General features: G+C 57.0%; 24 protein-coding genes and 1 tRNA gene. 13 read left to right on the plus strand and 12 right to left on the minus strand.

The genetic code is table 11. The features are described 5' to 3' along the window. Positions 1 to 111 precede the first annotated feature (111 nt). The 3 genes from SJY36_RS12720 to SJY36_RS12730 all read left to right on the plus strand — a co-directional run bounded on the left by SJY36_RS12720 (position 112) and on the right by SJY36_RS12730 (position 3476). Complete coding sequence (locus SJY36_RS12720) at positions 112 to 972, plus strand: MurR/RpiR family transcriptional regulator (RefSeq protein ID WP_386175608.1); 861 nt, start codon at positions 112 to 114, stop codon at positions 970 to 972. 131 nt (positions 973 to 1103) lie between these two features. Further along, entirely contained in the window at positions 1104 to 2198 is a 1095-nt protein-coding gene (locus SJY36_RS12725; RefSeq protein ID WP_386175611.1) for a carboxynorspermidine decarboxylase, read from the plus strand. Positions 2199 to 2228: 30 nt separating this feature from the next. After that, a complete protein-coding gene (locus tag SJY36_RS12730) occupies positions 2229 to 3476 on the plus strand; it encodes a saccharopine dehydrogenase family protein (RefSeq protein ID WP_005849740.1) in 1248 nt (415 codons plus the stop codon). A gap of 207 nt (positions 3477 to 3683) precedes the next feature. Here the strand turns inward: SJY36_RS12730 and SJY36_RS12735 are convergent. The 4 genes from SJY36_RS12735 to SJY36_RS12750 all read right to left on the minus strand — a co-directional run bounded on the left by SJY36_RS12735 (position 3684) and on the right by SJY36_RS12750 (position 7384). Beyond that, a tRNA-Arg gene (locus SJY36_RS12735) sits at positions 3684 to 3760 on the minus strand. 77 nt (positions 3761 to 3837) lie between these two features. Next, positions 3838 to 5223 carry a HAMP domain-containing sensor histidine kinase gene (locus tag SJY36_RS12740; RefSeq protein WP_037944838.1) on the minus strand — a complete coding sequence of 462 codons (1386 nt, stop codon included), beginning with the start codon at positions 5221 to 5223 and terminating at the stop codon, positions 3838 to 3840. An 11-nt stretch (positions 5224 to 5234) separates the two neighbouring features. Further along, positions 5235 to 6653 carry an NAD(P)/FAD-dependent oxidoreductase gene (locus tag SJY36_RS12745; RefSeq protein ID WP_037965969.1) on the minus strand — a complete coding sequence of 473 codons (1419 nt, stop codon included), beginning with the start codon at positions 6651 to 6653 and terminating at the stop codon, positions 5235 to 5237. Next, complete coding sequence (locus SJY36_RS12750) at positions 6650 to 7384, minus strand: TVP38/TMEM64 family protein (protein ID WP_386175616.1); 735 nt, start codon at positions 7382 to 7384, stop codon at positions 6650 to 6652. The genes SJY36_RS12745 and SJY36_RS12750 overlap by 4 nt, the downstream gene beginning before the upstream one ends. A 298-nt stretch (positions 7385 to 7682) precedes the next feature. Here SJY36_RS12750 and rpmH point away from each other — a divergent pair, with 298 nt between their 5' ends. The 10 genes from rpmH (at position 7683) to SJY36_RS12800 (ending at position 15089) form a co-directional block, all read left to right on the plus strand. Continuing rightward, positions 7683 to 7817, plus strand: a complete 135-nt coding sequence (gene rpmH, locus SJY36_RS12755; protein WP_005849748.1) for a 50S ribosomal protein L34 — start codon at positions 7683 to 7685, stop codon at positions 7815 to 7817. 25 nt (positions 7818 to 7842) lie between these two features. Continuing rightward, complete coding sequence (rnpA, locus tag SJY36_RS12760) at positions 7843 to 8274, plus strand: ribonuclease P protein component (protein ID WP_386175619.1); 432 nt, start codon at positions 7843 to 7845, stop codon at positions 8272 to 8274. Next, a complete protein-coding gene (yidD, locus tag SJY36_RS12765) occupies positions 8271 to 8492 on the plus strand; it encodes a membrane protein insertion efficiency factor YidD (RefSeq protein ID WP_386175622.1) in 222 nt (73 codons plus the stop codon). The genes rnpA and yidD overlap by 4 nt, the downstream gene beginning before the upstream one ends. Before the next feature lie 95 nt (positions 8493 to 8587). Then, complete coding sequence (ttcA, locus tag SJY36_RS12770; protein ID WP_386175625.1) at positions 8588 to 9415, plus strand: tRNA 2-thiocytidine(32) synthetase TtcA; 828 nt, start codon at positions 8588 to 8590, stop codon at positions 9413 to 9415. A 390-nt stretch (positions 9416 to 9805) separates the two neighbouring features. Continuing rightward, entirely contained in the window at positions 9806 to 10576 is a 771-nt protein-coding gene (locus tag SJY36_RS12775; RefSeq protein ID WP_386176500.1) for an EAL domain-containing protein, read from the plus strand. A gap of 115 nt (positions 10577 to 10691) precedes the next feature. Continuing rightward, positions 10692 to 12506, plus strand: coding sequence for a membrane protein insertase YidC (gene yidC, locus SJY36_RS12780; RefSeq protein WP_288960297.1), 1815 nt, complete (start codon positions 10692 to 10694; stop codon positions 12504 to 12506). Between the two features lie 148 nt (positions 12507 to 12654). Next, the gene (locus SJY36_RS12785) at positions 12655 to 12951 is read left to right on the plus strand and encodes an MOSC domain-containing protein (RefSeq protein WP_386175627.1); all 297 of its coding nucleotides are present in this window, start codon (positions 12655 to 12657) and stop codon (positions 12949 to 12951) included. 3 nt (positions 12952 to 12954) lie between these two features. Next, complete coding sequence (gene yihA, locus SJY36_RS12790) at positions 12955 to 13605, plus strand: ribosome biogenesis GTP-binding protein YihA/YsxC (RefSeq protein WP_037944854.1); 651 nt, start codon at positions 12955 to 12957, stop codon at positions 13603 to 13605. Positions 13606 to 13635: 30 nt separating this feature from the next. Then, the gene (argB, locus tag SJY36_RS12795; protein WP_174226614.1) at positions 13636 to 14499 is read left to right on the plus strand and encodes an acetylglutamate kinase; all 864 of its coding nucleotides are present in this window, start codon (positions 13636 to 13638) and stop codon (positions 14497 to 14499) included. A 92-nt stretch (positions 14500 to 14591) separates the two neighbouring features. Then, positions 14592 to 15089, plus strand: a complete 498-nt coding sequence (locus SJY36_RS12800) for a SixA phosphatase family protein (protein WP_386175630.1) — start codon at positions 14592 to 14594, stop codon at positions 15087 to 15089. Positions 15090 to 15120: 31 nt separating this feature from the next. On the opposite strand, the gene SJY36_RS12805 is transcribed toward SJY36_RS12800, so the two are convergent. The 8 genes from SJY36_RS12805 to SJY36_RS12840 all read right to left on the minus strand — a co-directional run bounded on the left by SJY36_RS12805 (position 15121) and on the right by SJY36_RS12840 (position 23220). Then, positions 15121 to 15891: an amino acid ABC transporter ATP-binding protein gene (locus tag SJY36_RS12805; protein WP_005849767.1), complete on the minus strand. Its 771-nt coding sequence runs from the start codon at positions 15889 to 15891 to the stop codon at positions 15121 to 15123. Between the two features lie 15 nt (positions 15892 to 15906). Then, positions 15907 to 17202 carry an amino acid ABC transporter permease gene (locus SJY36_RS12810; RefSeq protein WP_386175633.1) on the minus strand — a complete coding sequence of 432 codons (1296 nt, stop codon included), beginning with the start codon at positions 17200 to 17202 and terminating at the stop codon, positions 15907 to 15909. Position 17203: 1 nt separating this feature from the next. Then, positions 17204 to 18418: an amino acid ABC transporter permease gene (locus tag SJY36_RS12815; protein ID WP_037944857.1), complete on the minus strand. Its 1215-nt coding sequence runs from the start codon at positions 18416 to 18418 to the stop codon at positions 17204 to 17206. A gap of 124 nt (positions 18419 to 18542) precedes the next feature. After that, the gene (locus tag SJY36_RS12820) at positions 18543 to 19559 is read right to left on the minus strand and encodes an amino acid ABC transporter substrate-binding protein (RefSeq protein ID WP_037944858.1); all 1017 of its coding nucleotides are present in this window, start codon (positions 19557 to 19559) and stop codon (positions 18543 to 18545) included. Positions 19560 to 19744: 185 nt separating this feature from the next. Then, entirely contained in the window at positions 19745 to 20458 is a 714-nt protein-coding gene (locus SJY36_RS12825) for an ATP12 family chaperone protein (protein WP_386175636.1), read from the minus strand. After that, positions 20455 to 21504: an RluA family pseudouridine synthase gene (locus SJY36_RS12830; RefSeq protein WP_005849777.1), complete on the minus strand. Its 1050-nt coding sequence runs from the start codon at positions 21502 to 21504 to the stop codon at positions 20455 to 20457. Before SJY36_RS12830 ends, SJY36_RS12825 begins: the two co-directional genes overlap by 4 nt. Next, entirely contained in the window at positions 21501 to 21881 is a 381-nt protein-coding gene (gene crcB / locus SJY36_RS12835; protein WP_386175639.1) for a fluoride efflux transporter CrcB, read from the minus strand. Before crcB ends, SJY36_RS12830 begins: the two co-directional genes overlap by 4 nt. 31 nt (positions 21882 to 21912) lie before the next feature. Continuing rightward, positions 21913 to 23220, minus strand: a complete 1308-nt coding sequence (locus SJY36_RS12840; RefSeq protein WP_386175642.1) for a replication-associated recombination protein A — start codon at positions 23218 to 23220, stop codon at positions 21913 to 21915. Between the last annotated feature and the right edge of the window lie 3 nt (positions 23221 to 23223).

Genomic DNA, 23223 nt, shown 5'->3' on the forward strand with positions numbered 1-23223 from the left:
GCCCCTATCGTCTTGTTGCCTCACAATCACTACAGAATTTTCTAGCCTGTCAAGATTTTTTCTGTAATCTTTGCTTCACACTGATCTGCGCTGTACCGAAAGGAACATGAGTTGCACAAAAAAGCACTGGTCCGCGATCTGCTGAAAGAAAAGCAGACCGAGCTAACGGCGGCAGAGCGTAAACTGTCGGCTGTTCTGCTGGACGACCAGTTGCTCACGGGGCTGCAATCCATCACACGGCTGGCCGAGCTGGCCGAGGTGTCATCGCCCACCATCATCCGGCTGGCGCGCAAGCTGGGGTTCGACGGTTTCTCGGATATGCAGGACGCCATCCGCGACGAAATCGGCGCACGGATGAAAAAGCCGCTGGCCAAGCTCGACACCCCCGGTGACAGCAGCGATCACGTGGTATCGCGCTTTATTCAGGCGGTATCGGGCAATGTGAACCGCACGCTTGAACGGCTTGATCTGGCTGAATTCGACGAGGTTGCGGCGCTGCTTTCCGATCCGTCGCACAGGCTCTATCTGCTGGGCGGGCGGATCACGCGGTCCAACGCGCATTACTTTTTCAACCACCTGCAGATCATCCGGCCGCAGGTCACCCTGCTCAATTCCTCCCCCAGTGCATGGCCGCAATCCTTGCTGGATATGGACGCGGGTTCAGTGCTGATCGTCTTTGACATCCGCCGCTACGAAAAAGAGCTGGAAAAGCTCGCCGATCTTGCGGTCAAGCAAGGCACGACCATCGTGCTGTTCACCGATGCCTGGGGGTCGCCTATCGAAAAACACGCCCGCCACTGTTTCCGCGCCATGGTCGAGGTGCCGTCGAGCTGGGACTCAACGCTGGCGATTAGCTTTCTGATCGAAGCGCTGGTCGCCGACGTGCAATCGCGCAGCTCCGACCAGAGTGCCGAGAGGATCGCGGCGCTGGAACAAATGATCGGCGAGTCGCGCATTTTCCGCAGCAACTAAGCCCCAGCCGCCCCCCCCCCGCACACCGCCACTGCGTCCTCCGTTCGTGACACATCAGAGTTTGCGTTGAACGGCAACATCCCCTAATCGGAACGCGCACCGCGTCTGCGTCGTTTTGTAAAGGATCTGCCATGAAGACCCCGTATTATCTGATCGACAAATCCCGCCTTCAGGCCAACATGGAAAAGATCGCCTGGCTGCGCGAGGCATCCGGCGCGAAATCCTTGCTGGCATTGAAATGCTTTGCCACATGGTCGGTCTTTGACTTCATGGCGCAGTATATGGATGGGTCCACGTCCTCCTCGCTCTATGAGGTCAAACTGGGGTACGAGAAATTCGGCGGCGAAACCCACGCCTATTCAGTCGCCTACGACGATGACGAGATCGCCGAGGTGCTGGCCAATAGCGACAAGATCATCTTCAATTCCATCGGCCAGCTGGACCGTTTCGATGCGGCATCGGCAGGGCATACGCGCGGGCTGCGGGTGAACCCCGGTGTATCGACATCGGAATTCGATCTGGCCGACCCCGCCCGCCCCTTCAGCCGTTTGGGCGAACACGATCCGGCGCAGATCGCGGCCGTGGCCGATCGCATCACTGGGCTGATGTTCCACAACAACTGCGAGAATGACGATTTTGACCGTTTCGCTGACATGCTGACGTTGATCGAGGACCGCTTTGGCGACACGATCCGCCGGATGGACTGGATCAGCCTTGGTGGTGGCATCCATTTCACCGGCGAAGGCTACCCGTTGGACCGTCTGGCCGCGCGGCTGAAAATCCTGTCGGATACCTATGGCGTGCAGGTCTACCTCGAACCGGGCGAAGCCGCGATTACCGGTGCCGCCACGCTAGAGACGACCGTGCTCGACACGCTGCACAACGGCAAGAACCTTGCCATCGTCGACAGCTCGATCGAGGCGCATATGCTTGATCTGCTGATCTACCGCGAGCCCGCCAAAGTGGCCCCGAACACCGGCGATCACGACTGGATGATCTGCGGCAAATCCTGCCTTGCGGGCGACATCTTTGGCGAGTTCAAGTTCGACGCCCCGCTTAAACCCGGTGACCGCATTTCGTTTCAGGACGCTGCGGGCTATACTATGGTCAAGAAGAACTGGTTCAACGGCGTCAAGATGCCCGGCATCGCCATTCGTGAACTTGATGGAACGATCACATCGGTCCGGTCATTCGACTACGAGGATTTCAAATCCGCCCTCTCCTAACCCTTCCCTTACAAGAGGTGTACTGAATACATGAAACGTAACGTTCTTATCATCGGCGCCGGTGGCGTGGCTCAGGTCGTGGCGCATAAATGCGCGCAAAATAATGACGTGTTGGGCGATCTGCATATCGCCAGCCGCACCGTGTCAAAATGCGAAGCGATCATTGAAAGCGTGCATGCCAAAGGCGCGATGAAACAGGACGGCGTATTCAAGGCCCATGCGGTCGACGGGATGGACAGCGACGCGGTTGAGGCGCTGATCAACGACCTCGGCGTGCAAATTGTGATTAATGTCGGTTCGCCCTTCGTGAACATGACCGTGCTCGAAGCCTGCATCCGCACCGGTGTCGCCTATATCGACACGGCCATTCACGAAGACCCGACCAAAATCTGCGAAACGCCCCCGTGGTACGGCAACTACGAATGGAAACGCCGCGAGGATTGCGCCAAGGCCAACACCACCGCTATTCTGGGGGCAGGCTTCGATCCCGGTATGGTTAACGCCTTCGCCCGTTTCGCCGTGGACGAATTCATGGACGACGTGAAATCCATCGACATCGTCGACATCAACGCGGGCAATCACGGCAAGTACTTCTCGACCAACTTCGACCCCGAGATCAACTTCCGCGAATTCACCGGCACGGTCTACAGCTGGCAGGACGGCGCGTGGCAAGAGAACAAGATGTTCGAGGTCGGCCGCGAATGGGATCTGCCCGTCGTTGGCAAGCAAAAGGCCTATATGTCCGGCCATGACGAGGTGCATTCGCTCGCCGCGAACTATCCGGAGGCCGACGTGCGCTTCTGGATGGGCTTTGGTGATCACTACATCAATGTCTTCACCGTGCTGCAGAACCTTGGCCTGCTGTCTGAACAGCCCGTTGTGACCGCCGAGGGGCTCGAGGTCGTGCCGCTGAAGGTGGTCAAAGCCGTGCTACCCGACCCATCGACCCTTGCCCCGAACTATACTGGCAAGACCTGCATTGGCGATCTGGTCAAAGGCACCAAGGACGGCAAGGATGTAGAGGTGTTTGTCTACAACGTCGCCGACCACAAGGACGCCTATAACGAGGTCGGCAGCCAGGGCATTTCCTATACCGCTGGCGTGCCCCCCGTGGCGATGGCGATGCTGATTGCCGATGGCACCTATGACACCGGCACGATGGTGAACGTCGAAGAGCTGGACCCAAAGCCGCTGTTCGCCCTGCTCGACACCATCGGTCTGCCGACCCGTGTCAAACTGGCGGATCAGGACACCGGCTGGGACGAGGCCATCGCCTAAGCCTGCCGCATGAGGCAACCTCACCAACAACCCGCGCGCCCTTGCACCCGCGCGGGTTACCTTGCCCCCAGGGGCCATACCCCCATAAAATCAAACGATTAAACACAAACAGCCCAGCGCGCGATCATGCGTGCAGGGTGATCAATTTGATTATGAAAGTTGCGGACGGTTGTGCCGCCAAGTTCAAAATCTAACGATGTTTGAAAGTGGCGGACCGAGGAGGATTCGAACCCCCGACCCCCTGATTCGTAGTCAGGTACTCTATCCAGCTGAGCTATCGGTCCGTTAAGGCGGGGTTTAGTTCTGGGCGCGGGGGTTTGCAACCCCTTCTTTTGCCTAACGTGAATTTTCTTCAAACAAATTAGAAAGACCCGTCGCCCTTGGGCAATGTCACGATGAATACCGTGCCCGACGCGCTTGTCTCTGACAGTTTGAGCGTCCCACCGTGACCGCGCACCAGCTCTGCCGCGATGGCAAGGCCCAGACCGGAGCCCCCCTTGCGCGCACCGCCCTTGAACGCAGTAAACAGATGCTCCCGCGCCTTGGGGGGAAGGCCGGGGCCGTTGTCGCTGACGCGGATCACCCAGTCGCCGGCCTGTTCACTGGCAGCAACGATGATTTCGCCGGATTTACCCGTGGCGATGATCGCCTGTCGGGCGTTGCGCACAAGATTTGCCAAGACCCTGAACAAATGCTCCGGATCGGCGCGCACGTGCAAATCTTGCGGCACGTCGCAGGTGAACGTCAGGTCCGCCCCGTTGATCGCCAGCCGCTCGCTATCAACGACGTCATCGACGATGCGCAACAGTGGCGTGACCGTCAGCGTCGGACTTGGCTCTTCTGCGCGGCCAAAGGCCAGCGTGGATTCGCACAGGTGCACGGCGCGGGTGATTGAGCTGACCAGCTTGGGGGCCATGCGTTTGACCGTCGGATCCTCGGACATTTCGATCCGGTCGGTAAACAACTGTGCCGATGTCAGTATGTTACGCAGATCGTGGCTGATCTTGCTCACCGCCTGCCCCAGCTGCGCCAGACGCTCTTTCTGGCGCAGGGCTTGGGTCAGTTCGGTTTCAAGCTTCATCAAAGCTTCTTCGGCCTCTCGCACCTCTGTCACACCAGCAGAAGGTGAAATGATTCGTCGCGCATCCTCGGGGGCAAGCGCGTAGTTCTGCATATGCCCGACCACACCCTTGATCGGTTTCAGCAAAAACGCCCGCATGGTCAGAAACAGCAAGAACGCCGTGATCATCGAGATGGCGGCAGAAAGCACCAGAATGCGAATACCATAGTCGATCATGGCGGTCCGTAAGGAGCCCGCCTCCATTGTGATTTCGATCAGCAAGCCCGCATCCTGCACCGGGGCACCGATCACGCGGATCACCCCCGGCTCTGTTTCGGCCAGCTGATGAAACGCATCGCGAATCAACACCCATGCGGAGGCATCGCGCAGATCGTATGTTTCTTTGATCGTCTGCGACATCGGGGAGGACAGTGCCAATTGCCGTATGCGGTCCCGCCGCAGCACCACATTAAACACCTGCGCGGTGCGCAACAGCTCTGCCTCAAGCTCGGGGTCGATCATATCGCTTGCGAGCAGGGTCAGCGACGCGATCTGCGCCCTCTCTAGCCGGTTCATCATGTATTCTTCGCGAAACCGTGCGATAGAGGGCACAAAGATCAACACTTCCGCCAGCATCACAAAGATGGTGGTCAGAATAAGAAGCCTGCCAGAGAGGGATTTGAGCATAGGCGCGCGCTTTATGGGATGAACCGCTGCACCAGTCGAACGACAGTCTTGACCAAATCGCTTTCGAACAGACGCGGGCTGAAATACGCCCCCGCCGCACGTTTGTTGATTTCGCCGATGGTAGGGTAAGGTGCAACCATAGACGCAATCTGGCTCATTTTCATGTTATTTGCCAGCGCCAAAGCCCACAGGTTGATCAGCTCTCCTGCTTGGTAACCGACGATGCTTGCGCCCACGGGGCGCCCCTTGACCACCATGACCTTGATCAAACCTTTGGTTTTACGCTCCGCGATGGCGCGATCATTGTGGTTATAGTGAAAGCGCACGACCTCCAGCTTGTCACCGTGTTTCTCTTTGGCTTGCGCCTCGGTCAGGCCCACTTGCGACAGTTCAGGGTCGGTGTAGGTGGCCCACGGGATATGCGCCGTCTTCGCCTTGGCAGGCAGCGCGAACATCAGCGACCGGATCACGACGCCGCCGTGATAGCCCGCGACATGAGTAAATTGCATCCCGCCTGCAACGTCGCCAATGGCGTAGACCTTGCGGTTGGTGGTGCGCAGGGAATCGTCAACCTTGATCCCGTTCTTGATCGGTTCGATCCCCGCCTTTTCCAGATCCAGACGATCCGTGTTTGCCTTGCGGCCGACGGCTACCAGAAGATGCGAGCCTTTGAATACGCGCCCGTCTTTTGCTTCCACCTCTATCGCGCCGACATCCCCACGGATTTCAGCAGCTTGCGCACCCTCTGCAATCTCGATGCCTTCGTCCTTGAGCGTTTGCAAAACGATGGCGGCAAGTTCGGGGTCGTCCTTTGAAAGCGCTTTATCTCCCTCGATCACGGTAACCTTGCACCCCATGCGTATGTGGGCCTGCGCCATTTCCATCCCGATCGGCCCGCCACCGATGATCAGCAGATGCTCAGGCTTTTCGCGCAGATTGAACAAGGTCTCGTTCGTCTCGTACGGCGTTTTATCCAGACCTGTAATCGGGGGCACCAACGGCGATGACCCCGTCGCGATGACGATGCGCCGCGCCTTGATCACCGTATCCCCGGCCTGCACTTCGTCTTCGGAGATGAAGCGCCCGTACTCCCGGATCACGTTGACCCCGAAGCCTTCGAAGCGTTCCTGACTATCGACGGGCGCGATCTGAGCAATCACGTCCGCCACATGATCTTTTGCAGCGGCGTAATCCACCTCGCCCGCCGCATTGGCCACGCCATATTCCGCGCTGTGCCGCTGCCCATAGGCCGCCTTGCCCGTAGCAATCAGCGCCTTCGACGGCACGCAGCCAAAGTTCAGGCAGTCGCCGCCCATCTTGTGCCCTTCAAGCAGCACAACGTCCGCCCCCATTTGTGACGCCCCCGCCGCGACGGACAACCCGCCGGAGCCTGCGCCAATGATCAACAGGTCAGTTTTGATGCGATTCATTTCAAAAGTTCCTTTTTGCCGGTGACAGCTTTCAACACGACGGGCAGCACCGACAAAGCGCAAAGCCCCAGAATGGGAAGCAGGATGTGAGGTTCGAATATAATGCCGAAGTCTGGCGTTTCACCCCGTGCAAAAACGGAACCCAGCCCAGCACCGATTGAGGTGAACACAAGCGACCCGGGAATGATCCCTAGAAAGGTAGAAATCACAAAACGATAAAGAGGCACGCCCAGAAAGGCAGGAATAAGGTTCGCCACAAAGAAGGGCACCACGGGCACCAATCGTATGAAGAAAAGCATCGACCACTGGTTTTCGTCAATGCCCGCTTTGACCTTCCGCACAAGCCCTTCCGACGCGTCCATGCGCGCCTTCAATGTCTCTCCGAGACCCATACGCGCGGCAAGAAAGATCACGACCGCCCCCAGTGTCGCGCCGGTGACATTTGCCAGAACGCCGAACACTGTCCCGAATAGAAAACCGCCGGTGATTGTTGCCACGCTCGCCCCTGGAAGGGAAAACCCCACAATCATGACATAAATACCCAGAAAAACGAGGATCGTCAGCGCATAGTTCTGGTCACGAAAAGCGATCAACGCCTCGCGGTTGTCGCGCAGCGTCTCGAAGGTAAGGAAATCGCGCAGGGCGAAATAGCCGATCACCGCGACCGCCAAGATGACCACAAAGGGCAAGTAGCGAAACCACGAAGGCTTTTCAGAGGCTTGTGCGGACATATTGTCGGGTCACTTTCAAAAAGGTATAAGTTGCTCCTTATTAGATGGGTCAAATATCGCCAGTCAGATAGGGTGCTCACGTGTGGTTGATGTGAAGGCGGCTTTTATGACGATGTCACGGCAATTCCCAAGAAAACTGTAACATTGCGCAGATAAGCTGGCTTAATTTGTTGCAAAGGCCGAAATAACGGCACCAAGGGTTTGACTTGCCCGTGCTGCAGCTTTAGGAGCAGGGCTTGAAATGACAGTGACGCGCCGAATCTGGTCGCGTGCTAAAGTATAAAGTGGAGTCGGAGCGATGAAACGCACCTATCAACCTTCAAACCTTGTGCGCAAACGGCGCCACGGTTTCCGCGCACGCATGGCAACCAAAGCGGGTCGCAAGATCATCAACGCGCGCCGTGCACAAGGCCGGAAGGAACTGAGCGCGTAATACGCGACCTCGGTTTCAAAAAGATATGACACCGTCGGAGGCACCTATGGATGGCAGCATCGCCACACCAGAGGAAACGCTTCCGGCGGTTTCTTTACGTGTGCAAACGCTCAAAAATCGCCCCGACTTTCAACGGGCATCCCGTGCCCCTCGGGTCGCCATGCCCGGTTTCATCCTGCAGATGCGTAAACGCGCAGCGGGCGAAGCCGATGGCATACGGGTTGGGTTCACCTGCTCTAAAAAAGTGGGCAACGCTGTCGCGCGCAATCGGGCCAAACGACGTCTACGCGAAGTCGCACGCCTGACGCTCCCTCACGAGGGACGCGACGGTATGGATTATGTCCTCGTAGGTCGCAGCGATGCCACGGCATCCATCCCTTTTGACAAATTGCAGTCGGATTTTACCAAAGCCTTGGGGATCCTGCACGGCAAGCAACGCTCTGGCTCAAAAAAGTGACCCCTTTGGCGCGCGTTTTGGCACTGCCTGTGAAAGGGTATCGCCTCGTCTTCAGCCCCTGGGTTGGCCACAACTGCCGTTACCATCCGACATGCAGCGCATATGCGCTGGAAGCACTTGCTAAACATGGCGGCCTCAAGGGCGGCTGGCTCACCCTGCGGCGCATCGCTCGCTGCCACCCTTGGGGCGATAGCGGCATCGACAACGTACCCGACTAGCCCTTTCGCTTCTCTCCTTTCTCTACATCACCAATCGCCGCCATACACATGCACTGGCGCTTGATCGGCAAACTCAGTTGCACTAAGCCAAGCCCATGCTTGATCATCCCGAAGATATTCACCCGCTCTTCAACGGTGCCCCCCAAAGCACCGAGTTTCGCAAACTGCGCAAACGTCTTGTGCGACAAACGCGCGAGGCGATTGAGCAATACGGGATGATCGAACCCGGCGGCAAATGGCTGGTTTGCATGTCCGGGGGCAAAGATAGCTACACCCTGCTGGCCATCTTGCACGAGCTCCAATGGCGCGGTCTTCTGCCCGTCGAACTGGTCGCCTGCAACCTCGATCAAGGTCAGCCCAATTTCCCCGCCACGGTCTTGCCCGCGTTTCTTGAAAAGATGGGTGTCAAACACCGCATCGAATACCAAGATACCTATTCCATCGTCATGGATAAAATACCCTCGAGCCGCACATTCTGTGCGTTGTGCAGTAGGCTTCGTCGCGGGCACCTCTATCGCATCGCACGCGAAGAAGGATGTACCGCTGTTGTCCTAGGCCACCACCGTGATGACATCCTAGAGACGTTTTTCATGAACCTGTTTCATGGCGGGCGCTTGGCGACCATGCCGCCAAAACTCGTGAACGAAGAAGGCGATCTGTTCCTATACCGCCCCCTCGCCCATGTCGCGGAGGTCGATTGCGAAAAATTCTCTACTGCCATGAATTATCCAATCATTCCGTGTGATTTGTGCGGCTCGCAAGACGGTCTGCAACGCCAGCAGGTAAAATCGATTCTAGACGGCTGGGAGGCGAATAGCCCCGGACGCCGCCAGGTGATGTTCCGCGCGCTGATGAACGCACGCCCTTCGCATCTGTTGGACCCGAACCTGTTTGATTTTGCGGGCCTCACTCGAGACAAGTAAACCCTCGAAAAGCTGAGAGTTTTATTCAAATTCTGTAGATCAAAGGCAGAACATTAATCTTTTGGTCAGAGGCAAGGGCTATCGGTATGGCGATAACACTGTCAGCCGAGGCTTCATTTGCAACAGGATCTTCAATCTAATCGTTCCGAGCGTAGCACAACCCGTCGTCATTTACCCGCTGGCCTCGTGCTTTTGCTGGGGTTTGCGTTGTCCGTGCTTTGGTTCGGCTGGCAGGGGTTAATTTTCATCGGCTTTATCGCCCCCCCTTTGCTGTATTTGGCTTCAGATAGGTGGCGTAGTACACCATCAGAACCAATGCGAACGCGCCCCCTGGATAGGACGGCCACTGCCCGACCAAGCGGCGGCACCGATCCTACACCTCGGGAACCGATGCAGCACGCTCGAACTCTATTTCAGCCTCAGATATCCACCCATTCCGGCATGATCACCGGATTTTCTGCAGTTCCGGCCTGCCACACCAGCATGAACACCGACATGGCCGCGCCGGTCAGCACCTCGGAAATTGCAGAGGATGAAACCCTTTTCAGTCACTTCAGCAGTCTGACCCACGCGCTGCACAGGGCCAAAACCCTGCAACGAGCGCCTCACTTTCCTATTCTCATCACATGCAGCCTTTCTACCGAGCAAGTCGAGGACGTGCAGCTGGCGGCAAAACTGGAATGGGAACTTGATCGTCTTGACGTCAAACCCGGTACTTTGCGACTAGCCCTACCGCAACACCTTTGCCAGCATACGCCTTCTCACCCACTGATTTACACATGCCGTGACCTTCGTACGCTAGGATGCGGTATCGCGCTTAACGGTTTTGGCAGCGGTCCGCACTGCGTTGAGATTATTCAAAAATGCGGCGTTGACCTCGCTATTATCGACCCGTCTCTCACTAATGACGTTGATAAACACCCCAACCGTCGCCGCATCCTGTCAGCGGTAGTTGCGATGGCTCATGATTTAGGCGTCGAAACCCTGGCCTGTGATATACGAACCGCCGGAGAGCATAGCTTATTGTCTCAACTGGGCTGCGACCATGTTCAAGGCGACGGCATCGCGCCGCCCATGCAGATACACGAAGCGACCACATGGATGCATACACATAGCCAAAAACTGACACGCCTGCCCAGTGTGGTAGGTGGCATTCGTTGATGTTCAGCTTCGACAGATCAGTATGCACCAAAGGGGAAAAGGCGAATCTACTTGACCTTTGGTGCCTTACTCTGTTGAACCCACGCTGATATTACAGGCATCAGGTGACGGTCACATGGACGATCAAAACAAGAATCTCATTTTCGCGACGGTTCTAAGTTTCATAGTCATCCTAGGATGGTTCGTGTTGTTTCCGCCTCCGGAAACCGAAACCATCACTGACCCGGCTGCCACACAGCAAGTGACGGACGCAACCTCGACAGAGGCTGTTGTCCCTTCAAGTGCAGGCGCAGCGGACAATGTTACCGACGCGTCGGACGAGGCAACGGCAGCTCTCGAAGAAGCACCGCGTATTCCCGTTGAAACGGCTCGCATTTCCGGCTCAATCTCACTGCTAGGGGGGCGGGTCGACGACCTTCATTTGAAGGATTACAACACAACTATCGAAGACGATGCTCCCATCGTAAGCTTGCTATCACCTGCAGGCACACCCGACGCATACTATGCGCTATACGGCTGGGCTCCAGGTGCGGGGATTGCCCCTGAACAAGTTCCAGGACCAAACACCCTTTGGACGCTTAGCCAAGGTGAAACGCTGTCAGTCGAAACCCCGGTCACGCTCACTTGGGACAACGACGCCGGCCAGCTTTTCTCACGCACCATCTCAATCGACGAAAACTATATGTTCAAGATCGAACAGAAGGTTGAGAACACTTCCGAAAACTCGGTTTCGCTTGCACCTTACGGGCTAATTGCACGCCACGGTATTCCAAGCGACGCGCAGAATTTCTTCATTCTTCACGAGGGTCTTGTCGCCATGAACAATGGTGAACTGCTTGAGACCGCTTGGGATGACATTCCCGAGCTGGATGTCGTGAACGGCGTGCCATCCAAACGTATTGACGGTGTAACCAACGGCTGGATCGGCTTCACCGGGCACTATTTCATGACCAACCTGATCCCGGATCCGGCACAGCCAACGCGCTTGTCAGTCAAGTACCTGCCACGCACCGAGATTTTTCAAACCGAATCCGTGATGCCGACGCAAACTGTCGCAAGCGGTCAGACAGCAACGGTCACCACACAGTTGTTCGCCGGCGCCAAAGAATGGGAAATTCTGCGCGACTATGAGGCGCAAGGCGTGTACAAGTTTATCGACTCCATCGATTGGGGCTGGTTCTTTTTCCTGACCAAACCGATCTTTTGGGTACTTCACCATCTAAACCTGCTGATCGGCAACATGGGTGTCGCGATCATCGGCCTGACGTTGCTGATCAAAGCTCTGCTCTTCCCACTTGCGTATAAATCCTACGTTTCGATGGCGAAGATGAAAGAGCTTCAGCCACAGATGGAGAAGCTGAAAAAGGATGCAGGCGACGACCGTCAAAAGCTTCAACAGGGCATGATGGAGCTATATAAACGCGAGAAAGTGAACCCAGCCGCCGGCTGTCTGCCGATTTTGATGCAGATCCCGATTTTCTTTTCCCTCTACAAAGTGATCTTCGTCACGTTGGAACTGCGCCACGCGCCCTTCTTCGGCCCGTTTCAGGATTTGAGCGCCCCAGACCCGACATCTATCTTCAATTTCTATGGACTGCTGCCATGGGCTGCGCCCGAAGCAGGGACCGTTCTGGCCTTGGTCTTTATCGGGATCCTACCGCTGCTGCTGGGTATTTCGATGTTCCTGCAACAGAAACTGAACCCGGCTCCTACCGATCCCACACAGCAGATGATCTTTGCTTGGATGCCCTGGGTCTTTATGTTCATGCTTGGCGGTTTCGCATCTGGCCTCGTTGTCTACTGGATCGCAAACAACACGATTACCTTTACGCAGCAGTACCTGATCATGCGCAGCCAGGGCTATAAGCCTGATATCCTAGGAAATATCAAAGGCAGCATGAAATTCGGACGGAAGGGTGATCCGAAATAATGACAACGGTGACCCAGCTCTATCGCCACCCGCTCAAAAGCAATGGTCGCGAAGAGCTGGATCATACAGCGCCCTCCACGGGGCAGTCGATGCCGTGGAACCAGACCTGGGCGGTAGCGCATGGCGCGGCGCGTCTAGATGAGAGCGAATGGGCGCATTGTACGAATTTGAGCACCGGGTCAAAAGCACCATTTGGTTTGATACCACAACACAATGGAGCGATCTTGATTGGGTCGGGCACGACGTGTCAGGTGGCGAAACTGTCCTACGCATACGGGACCGCACCAAGCGGTGCCAAGCTACCACCGCGAATCTACACAAAGGCGAACGCGACATCGACATGTTGCGCGTATTGAGCACTTGGGGTCACCAAGATTTCTGCGTATACGCTGAGGTCATTCACACGGGCTCCGTCGCACTTAGCGACCAGGTAAAGGTACTTTAACTCATGCAAGTCCAATTTAGCATCGCCGAAGAGCCTGATGCCTATGCAGCCGAAAAAGGCCGCATGCTATTTGCAGGCGAAACGCTGTTTGTGAAAGGCGTTGTCGCGATGGACGGCCTGCCACCCGCCGACCGGATGGAGGTGTGTTTTGCAGGGCGATCAAATGTTGGTAAATCGACTTTGATCAATGCCTTGACGGGCACAAAAGCGTTGGCAAGAGCGTCCAACACGCCGGGGCGCACGCAAGAGATCAACTATTTTACTGCGGCCGACGATCACTACCTCGTCGATTTGCCCGGGTATGGCTATGCAAACGCCCCTCTACCCGTCGTCGAAAAATGGCAGCGGTTGCTGAAACAGTACCTGTCAGGTCGGCAAACGCTCCGCCGGGCGTTTGTGCTGATCGACGCGCGGCATGGCGTGAAGAAGGTCGATGACGAAATCATGTCCTTGCTGGATAGCTCAGCCGTGACTTTTCAATGTGTCCTCACGAAAGCCGACAAAGTTAAAGAAGCAGAGCGTCAGAAGGTTCTGGATCAGGTCCGCGGTGCGCTTGCCAAGCACCCAGCCGCCTACCCCGAAATCGTGGTTACGTCTTCTGAAAAGGGCTGGGGCATCCCTACGCTCCGTGCCATTATCGCGACGTTGGAGTGACGAGCACTTCGGCGTTTACCGAGGCAGAGAATGAGAAAACAAGACATGAATCGCGACTGGATCGCCACCGCACGCACCCTGAGCCAAGCGCTCCCCTACTTGCAGCGTTACGCTGACGCGACCGTTGTTATAAAGCTGGGCGGTCACGCCATGGGCAGCGACGATGCGATGGAAGAGTTCGCACGCGACGTAGCACTTATGCGCCAGGTCGGCGTGAACCCCGTCATCATTCACGGCGGCGGCCCGATGATTAACGACATGCTCGGCCGGCTGAACATCAAGTCCGAATTCGTAAACGGCAAACGGGTGACCGACGCTGCTACGATGGAAATCGTTGAAATGGTTCTGTCGGGCCTTGTGAACGCCCGCATTGTGCAAGCGATCACGGCACAGGGTGGGCGTTGCGTCGGTGTGTCTGGCAAGGATAGCGGCCTAATTATCTGTGACCAAGAGGACCCAGAGCTGGGGTTGGTTGGCGCACCGACCGAAGTAAACCCCCGTTTGCTCCGCGATCTAGCCGACAAAGGGATTATCCCGGTGATTGCGCCCCTTGGCATGGGCCGCAACGGTGAAACATTTAACATCAACGGCGATACTGCGGCGGGCGCGATTGCAGCTGCGCTGAAGGCAGACCGCTTGCTGCTGCTTACCGACGTTGCGGGCGTGAAGAATGCCGAAGGCGACGTGCTGACGGAGCTAACAGCGAGCCAGATACGCGAGATGGTGGCAGACGGAACGATTGCCGGTGGCATGATACCCAAAACACAAACTGCGCTTGATGCGATCGACGGTGGCGTGCGCGCAGCGGTGATTTTGGACGGGAGAGCCCCTAACGCCTGCTTGTTGGAGCTTTTCACCGAACATGGTGCAGGGAGCATCATCCGCGGCCAGTAACAACGACTATATAAATTACTGCATAATGCCCCCCCCTGTTTCCGGCTGTTTGAGCTTCTTGTTTATGCGGCCGATACATTAAGGAAACGTTGATGAGACGCCTTATTCTGATGCGCCATGCAAAAGCAGGTTGGCCGGCGGGGATCGCGACGGACTTTGACCGGCCTTTGGATGACAAAGGTCGGCAAGACGCACATGCAATCGGGCGATGGCTCGACGCCGAAGACTACAGACCTGATCTTGTGCTATGTTCTGCATCTCGGCGAACGTCGGAAACGCTCGAACTTTTGGAAATTCCCTCCGCTGTTAAACGAATCTTCACAGACCGCCTTTATCTAGCAGATACAGAACGGCTGATGGCGGCCATACAGGGCGCTGAAGGGTCCACAGTATTACTTCTGGCGCACAACCCCGGCGTGGCGGAGATGGCGCACCTCCTGCCTCGTGTAGGTGCCACAGCTCATCTTGCAGCGGGAAGCCCACCGGGTGCGACAATGGTGATGTCATTCGAAGTGGACGACTGGAGGGGTGTGCACTGGCACAGCGGCGACGTACAGGCGTACATGACGCCACGGATGCTTGCCCAATAAAAAAGGGCGGGGAAATCCCCGCCCTTGAAACTTAGTGGCCCAAAATCTGGCTGAGGAACAGCTTGGTCCTCGGGCTTTGGGGGTTGTTAAAGAACTCTTCGGGTTCGTTCTGTTCGACGATCTGACCTTCATCCATAAAGATGACGCGGTTTGCCACCTGACGGGCAAAGCCCATCTCGTGCGTCACGCAGAGCATCGTCATGCCTTCCTCAGCCAGTTCGACCATCGTGTCCAGAACCTCTTTGATCATCTCCGGGTCCAGGGCTGAGGTTGGTTCGTCAAACAACATGATACGCGGACGCATACACAGGCTGCGCGCGATCGCCACGCGTTGCTGCTGACCACCAGAAAGCTGACCTGGGTACTTGTCCGCCTGATCCGGGATCTTAACCTTTTCAAGGAAATGCATCGCGATTTCTTCGGCTTCCTTCTTAGGTGTTTTTCGCACCCAGATCGGAGCAAGCGTGCAGTTTTCGAGGATCGTCAAGTGTGGGAAAAGGTTGAAGTGCTGGAAACACATCCCAACTTCGGAGCGGATCTTGTCGATGTTCTTAACGTCCGAAGACAGCACCGTACCGTCGACTTCGATCCGGCCTTTCTGGTGCTCTTCCAAGGCATTGATACAGCGGATCAGAGTTGACTTCCCCGAGCCCGACGGTCCGGCAATAACGATACGTTCACCACGGTAAACGGTCAGATCAATATCCCGCAGCACGTGAAACGTGCCGTACCACTTGTTCATGTTCTCGATGCTGATCGCGACCTCGTTCGAGACTTTCAGCGCTTGTGCTTGTTCAGCCATAATTACAGCCTTTCCTTAATGGTGGTCGGTCTGGAGTTGACGTTCCAGCCATTGTGAATATTGCGAGATGCCGTAGCAGACGACGAAGAAGAGCAAGGCGGCAAAGCCCCACAGTTCCCAGTAAACGCCGTTCCAGTCAGTCGACGCTAGGATCGGCCCGCGGATCATCCCAACCAGGTCGAACATCGAAATAATCGACACCAGCGTAGTATCCTTGAACAGCCCGACGGCCACGTTAACGATCCCTGGGATCGAGATTTTCAAGGCTTGGGGCAAAATAATCAGGCGCATGGCCTGCGCATAATCTAGGCCCAAGCTATCTGCAGCCTCGTATTGACCACGTGGCAAGGCTGCCAACCCGCCGCGGATCACCTCGGCGATATAGGCAGACGCGAACATGGTGATCATGATGATAACACGCAGGATCAGGTCGAAGTTTGTGCCCGGTGGCAGGAAGTAAGCCAGGACCACGTTGGCAACAAAAAGCAACGTAATCAGAGGCACCCCTCGGATAAACTCAATGAAAACAACGCAGATCAGTTTGATGATCGGCAAGCTCGATTGACGACCCAGCGCAAGCAGAATGCCCATCGGCAAGGACAAAGACACGCAGATCACGCCCAAGATCATGTTGAGCATAAAGCCCCCCATGTTTCGCGAGGCGACCGGTTCCAGCGCGAGTACGCCGGATAGGCTTGGCGTAATGAAGCCGCAGATAAACCACGTCACGACGCCTGCAATGAGACCCGCAAAAAGGCCGCCTGCAAAGCTTGTCTTAACGATTCTGCTGTAGACCACATAGCCAACCACAACGGCCAGCAACGCCGACAACGGTACTAAAAGGGAACCGCCCCAGATCAACCAAAAGGCGATGAAAGGATAGATGACGGTAAAAAGAATGAGCCCGCGTGGCAGATTGCTAAACAGCACCGGTGACACAGCAACGAACAGGAGCACGAATGCCAATGTCGGGCGCCAGTAGCCGTCCTGTGGATAGGCGATACCAAACAACAGTTGGTTCCAGCGTTCTGTCAGCACCGAGAAACAGCCGGCTTGGACGCCGTCCAATACTTCGCGACACTCGCGAATGTTGGATGTCGTCCAAACGCCGCCCAGCAACCAAGGAAGGAAGCCGGAAAGGATCAGGTAGATAACGTAAAGCGCTGCGAACGTGAGAATGGTGTAAGGGATCGACGAAAACAGGCTTTCGCGGACCCATTTTACAGGCCCCTGCGCGGTTGGCGGGGGCGCGTGCTGTGGCAACATGGTGTCCCGCACATAAGGGACGGAGGCGGCGTGTGTATCTGACATCTTACCGCTCCTTCAAGCTGACAGAGTTGTTGTAAACGTTCATGATCGCAGAGATCGACAGCGAGATCGTGAGATAGAACAGCATCAGCAAAAGCACGCATTCGATCGCGCGGCCGGTTTGGTTCAATGTGATCCCCCCCAGTGTCGCAGTGATATCGGCATACCCTACGGCAATCGCGAGCGACGAGTTCTTCGTGATGTTGAGGTATTGCGAAATCAGCGGCGGGATGATCACGCGCAACGCCTGCGGCAGAACCACAAGGTTCATGACCCGCTTCGGGCGCAAGCCAAGCGACGAAGCAGCTTCGGTCTGCCCTTTTGAGATCGCCTGAATACCTGCACGCACGTTTTCGGCGATGAAGGCACCGGTGTATACGGACAAAGCCAACCACAATGCGATCAGCGGCGCGCCGATCTGCAGACCACCACGGAAGTTAAAGCCCTTAAGCTCGGGGTAATCCAATGCGATGGGGCTGCCCATGATGAAGAACATCACAATCGTCGGCACCAACAAGATCGCGACAGTGGGCCATCCCATCGGCAGCAGTTTGCCCGTACGGAACAGAAGGCTAACCGCATAGCGGCGATAGATAATCGCGGCGATGATCGACAGCACAAAGGTCGCAACCACGATCATAGACCCCGGGCCCCAAACCGGTGCGGGAATGTAGATGCCGCGGTTGGTGAAGGCGAAGGCGTCGAAAAGCATGCTCGACGTGGCGTTGTCACCGCGGAATTTGTTGGGCGCGGGCAATACGGCCGTCATCAAGGTGTAGATCATCAGGATCCAGATCAGCACCGGAATATTCCGGAAAATCTCGACGTAGACCGACATCAGTTTGGACACGAGCCAGTTCTTGGACAGGCGCGCCACACCGGCGATCACACCCAGAATTGTCGCAGTGACACAGGCCAGAAACGCAACAAGAAGCGTGTTGATGATACCGACCATTGCGGCACGCAGGTTCGATGACTGGCTGTTATAATCGATTAAGGATTGGTTGATATCGTAGCCGGCTGGCACGTTCAAAAACCCGTAAGAGATGTTCAATCCGGCCTCTGCCAGATTTCGTACCAGGTTAATGCCCAGAAACGACATCAATGCGATAAGCAGTATCAGCGCGATAAACTGGAAGGTGTAGGATCTATAGCGGGTGTCGTTAAGCAACATCGACAGCCGGAACGAGCCCTGTTGAGGGTCGGACATTGTCGTCATCAGATTTTCCCTGTGTGCCGGACCTGTTTTTCACGCACCATTCGGTGTCGCGGGCCGGGTTTTATTTTTGCGTCGTATAGGCGCAAAGGGCGCGGAATTGCTCCGCGCCCCTCGACGGATGTGTTTAGCGGAAAGGAGGCGCGTACATCAGGCCGCCGTCTGTCCACTGAGCGTTCAGGCCACGGGCCAGACCGATTGGTGTTTCTTCGCCGATGTTCTTGGCAAAGATTTCGCCGTAGTTACCTTGCGACGCGATGGCTTTCTTCGCCCAGTCAGCTTCCAGACCCAGCATTTCACCCAAAGTACCTTCAGTGCCAAGCAGACGGGCAACTTCTGGGTTTGTGGTGTTTGTTGTCATCTCTTCGACGTTTGCCGATGTGACACCCAGCTCTTCAGCTGCGATCAGAGCGTAGAGAACCCAGCGGGTTACATCGCCCCAGTCGTTGTCGCCATGGCGAACAAGCGGGCCCAGAGGCTCTTTGGAGATGATTTCGGGCAGGATGATGTGCTCACCTGGGTTTTCAAAGGTCGCGCGTGTCGCGGCCAGACCGGATGCGTCGGTAGTATAGGTGTCGCACGCACCGGCCAGATACTGCTGTTGGCCTTCGGCGTTTGTTTCAACAGGCACGGGCTCGTAGCTGATGTTGTTGTTGCGGAAGAAGTCCGCGAGGTTCAGCTCGGTCGTGGTACCGGTTTGGATGCAGACAGTCGCGCCATCCAGATCCTTGGCAGAGGAAACGCCAAGCTCTTTCGGAACCATGAAGCCCTGACCGTCATAGTAGTTCACGCCGATGAAGTCGAACTTGAGGTCGACATCGCGGCTGAAGGTCCATGTGGTGTTACGTGCGAGGAAATCGATCTCGCCCGAAGCCAGCGCGGTGAAGCGTGTTTTGCCGGTTGTGGGGATGAATTCGACAGCTGCGGGGTCGCCCAGTACAGCAGCGGCAACGGCGCGGCATACCGCCACGTCAAAGCCTTCCCATTCACCATTGGCGTTGGGGGCCGCAAAGCCAGCCAGACCGGTGGTAACGCCGCAGTTCAGCTTGCCGCGCGCTTTGACATCGTCAAGCGTGGACGCAGCAGCTGCACCAGCCGCAAGGCCGGCTACTGTTAGCGCACCAAAAAATACGGATTTGTTCATTTTAACCTCTTCCTGATTTTCCGCCACGTTTTAGGGCGGTTCACCCGGCACCTTTTCGGACCGGAGATGTTTTGGCGGGATTATCCCCGTCAGTGGAAGGGAGTTTGGGCGAATTTACGCCGGAACGTCAAGTCAGTGTGCTTAAAAAATGCCCTCAATCCTATGTATTGGGGTCACCGTGAAACCTATTCGGGCACGCTCAGGTCAAACATCAACTTAGCGTGTAAGAAACTAGTCTTTTTCACTGCGGCCAAGGCGTCTGCCTCGTCATCATTGCCCCACTGCTCGGCCTGCCAAATCTCGTCCAGACGCGAGATTTCCCAAATCGATTCCGCTTCCTTCGCGTCAAGCGCCGCCGCAAAGCCCAAGATTAGTGAGCCAGACAGGCTCACAAGGTCGTGGAAGGCAGCGAGTTGAAAGTTGCTTAACGCATGGGTGCGCGCCGACAGGCGTGCGACATCCGCAGGTGACTGGGGTTCGTGCATGATCCCCACTCGGGTCTGCAAGCTCACGCCCAAGGCCTCGCGGGCCCACTCCAGCATGGGGTCCCATTGTTCGGCTTGCCGCGCGACCAGCTCAGCCGGGCTATCCGCGCGATAGCACAGCAGATCACAGTCGCCGTAGGCCGCCAACATATCCGCAACCTCGGCATGTTGCAGCGCAACCTTGTCGATCGCTGCATTGGCGGTTTTGGTAGCGGGCATGGTGTCGGGGTTGATCACCCCGTCCTGTGCCTGCCACTCAGCAGCGATTTTCTGCGCCATAGCGCGGGTTGGCACCACCAGCGCACGTTTGGCCGGCGTCTTGATCCCGCGCCCGTCAAGCTCGACAGTATAGCCACCCTCCGCCTCGACAATGGCCGCCTCTTTCCAGAAACGTTTCGCTTTCCAATCGCTCACCCCCAATCCTCCTCGAACGGGTCAGCAGGCACGTCGGAGGGTGCCCACTGGAACGTGTCCCAGGTGCGCGCCATGTGGTCCGGCAGCGGGGCCGTTAGGTTCAGCCGCGCCTTGGTGACAGGATGCTCCAGCGTCAGGGATCGCGCATGCAGGTGCAGCTTCTTAGAGATATCGCCCCCCAGTTGCGCGCCCCATCCGTCGCCCATGTTTTCCTGACCTGAACCGCCATATTTGCCATCTCCGACAATGGGATGCCCGATTTCAGCCATATGCGCACGTAGCTGGTGCGTCCGGCCCGTCACAGGGATCAGCGCCATCCAGCAGGTCCGCTTGCCGGCTTGTGCGAGGGTCGCATAATCGGTGGTCGCGCGTTTGGCGCCTTCGGTTGTTTCCATGTCTTTCGGGTGGACGCAGTACATCTTTTCGCCCTCACCACGGGCGCCGTGACCGAAGGCTTTGACCAGCCCGAATTTGATCGTCCCGTTGCGCGGATGCGGGACGCCCGCGACCGCAGCCCAGTAAATCTTGCGGGTTTCGCGATGGCGGAACGACGCTGTCAGCGCGGCGGCAATTGACCGTGTCCGGGCCATGATCAGCACGCCAGAGGTGTCTTTATCCAACCGGTGCACAAGGCGCGGCTTTTCATCAAGCTCGAACATCAAAGCATCAGCAAGCGCGTCGACGTGGCGGTCCGATTGACCAGACCCGCCCTGCACCGGCAGCCCCGGCGGTTTGTTCAGCGCAATGATGTGATCGTCGCGATAGATCACACAGGACCGGATAAACTTGGTATCCGCCTCTGATATCCGCGTGCGCTTGGGCGGCGGCGGAGCCTTTTCATCAGGCAGTGGGGGAATACGTACGGTCTGCCCGACCTCAAGCCGAGTAGAGGCTTTGACCCGTCCCCCATCAACACGGATATCACCTTTACGGCACATCTTTTCGATCAGCCCTTGGCCAATCAGCGGAAAGGTCCGTTTGAACCAACGGTCCAACCGTTGATCCCCGTCGCCTTCTTCTACGACCAGATGTTGAACCCGGCTCATGCAAATACCCCTCTGGCCACGAAAAGGCCCAGCATTAATCCTAGCACCGATAGCCCGACGGACAGTGCCACATATATCCCTGCCGCCCCGATCTGGCCGCGCTCCATCAACGTGACCGTCTCGAGCGAGAAGGACGAGAACGTTGTAAAGCCGCCAAGCACACCGGTCATCACAAATGGGCTGAACTGCGTCAGCCCTTTTTGTGCGGCACACACCACAAAGAGGCCCATCAAGAACGACCCGATGATGTTGACCGTCAACACCGCGATCGGAAAATCGGACAGCCCGACCAGCCGCGTCACGACGACACCAAACAGATACCGCAAGGAGGCACCGATCGCGCCGCCCATAGCGACAAGGGACAGGGTTGAAATCATCTGCGGTCTCTCACGGTTCACGCCCCGAATGTCAAGTTTTCCGCGTTGCCCGCAGCTTTTCGAAATACTCGACACGTTTTTTCAGGTCACGTTCAAAGCCTCGTTCGACAGGTTGATAGAATTGCGGTCGCTCCATCCCGTCGGGAAAGTAGTTCTGGCCGGAAAACCCGTCTTCGGCATCATGGTCATAGGCATACCCCGCGCCGTAGCCCTGTTCTTTCATCATCTTGGTGGGCGCGTTCATGATGTGCTTTGGCGGCGGGGAGGACCCGGTTTGCTTGGCCGCACGCCGCGCAGCCTTATAGGCCACGTAGGCCGCGTTCGACTTCGGGGCCAGCGCGAGATAGGTCAACGCCTGCGCGATCGCCAGTTCCCCTTCGGGCGAGCCGAGCCGCTCGTAGGTCTCCCACGATTGCAGGCAAACAGACTGCGCCTGCGGATCGGCAAGCCCGATATCCTCGACCGCCATGCGCGTGATCCGGCGCATCAGATACCGCGGGTCTTCGCCCCCCTCCAGCATCCGCGCCAACCAGTACAGCGCCGCGTCAGGGTCAGAGCCGCGCACGGATTTATGCAGCGCTGAGATGAGGTTATAATGCGCGTCCCCCCCTTTGTCGTATTGCGCCGCGCGCCGCATCAACCGCACCGACAGGGCCTTGCCGTCCAGCTTGCCCTCGACCTTCCAGGCGGCGACTTGCTCTATCAGGTTGAGCAACGCACGCCCGTCGCCATCGGCCATCTCAAGCAGGTTTTCACGTGCAGGCCCGTCCAATGGTAAGCCACGACCCAGTTCCTTTTCGGCCCTTTGGGCCAGCCGTTCCAGATCAGACAGCGGCAAGCGCTCCAACACCAGAACCTGCGACCGGCTCAGCACAGCGGCGTTCAGCTCGAACGATGGGTTCTCCGTCGTGGCCCCGACCAGCAGGATCGTTCCATCCTCCATATGAGGCAGGAAGCCGTCCTGCTGCGCCTTGTTAAAGCGGTGGATCTCGTCGACAAACAGCAGTGTCCCCTGCCCGTTCTGCCGCCGGATTTTCGCCGCATCAAAGACCTTGCGCAGCTCAGGCACACCGCTGAAAATCGCGCTGATCTGCACGAAATGCAGGTCCGTCTCATCTGCCAGCAGTCGCGCGATCGTCGTTTTGCCAACGCCGGGCGGGCCCCAGAAAATCAGCGACCCCAGCGACCCCGACTGCAGCATGACCGTCAGCGGCGCGTCCGGCCCCAGCACCTGTGACTGGCCGATGACCTCGCCCAAGCTCCGCGGGCGCAGCCGGTCCGCCAACGGGCGGTGCCCGCTTTCCACAGCCGGCGCGTCCGATCCAAATAGGTCCGCCATCGC

This window comes from Sulfitobacter sp. R86518 (assembly GCF_042466275.1).
In the GTDB taxonomy this organism is placed as follows: Bacteria; Pseudomonadota; Alphaproteobacteria; order Rhodobacterales; family Rhodobacteraceae; genus Sulfitobacter; species Sulfitobacter pontiacus.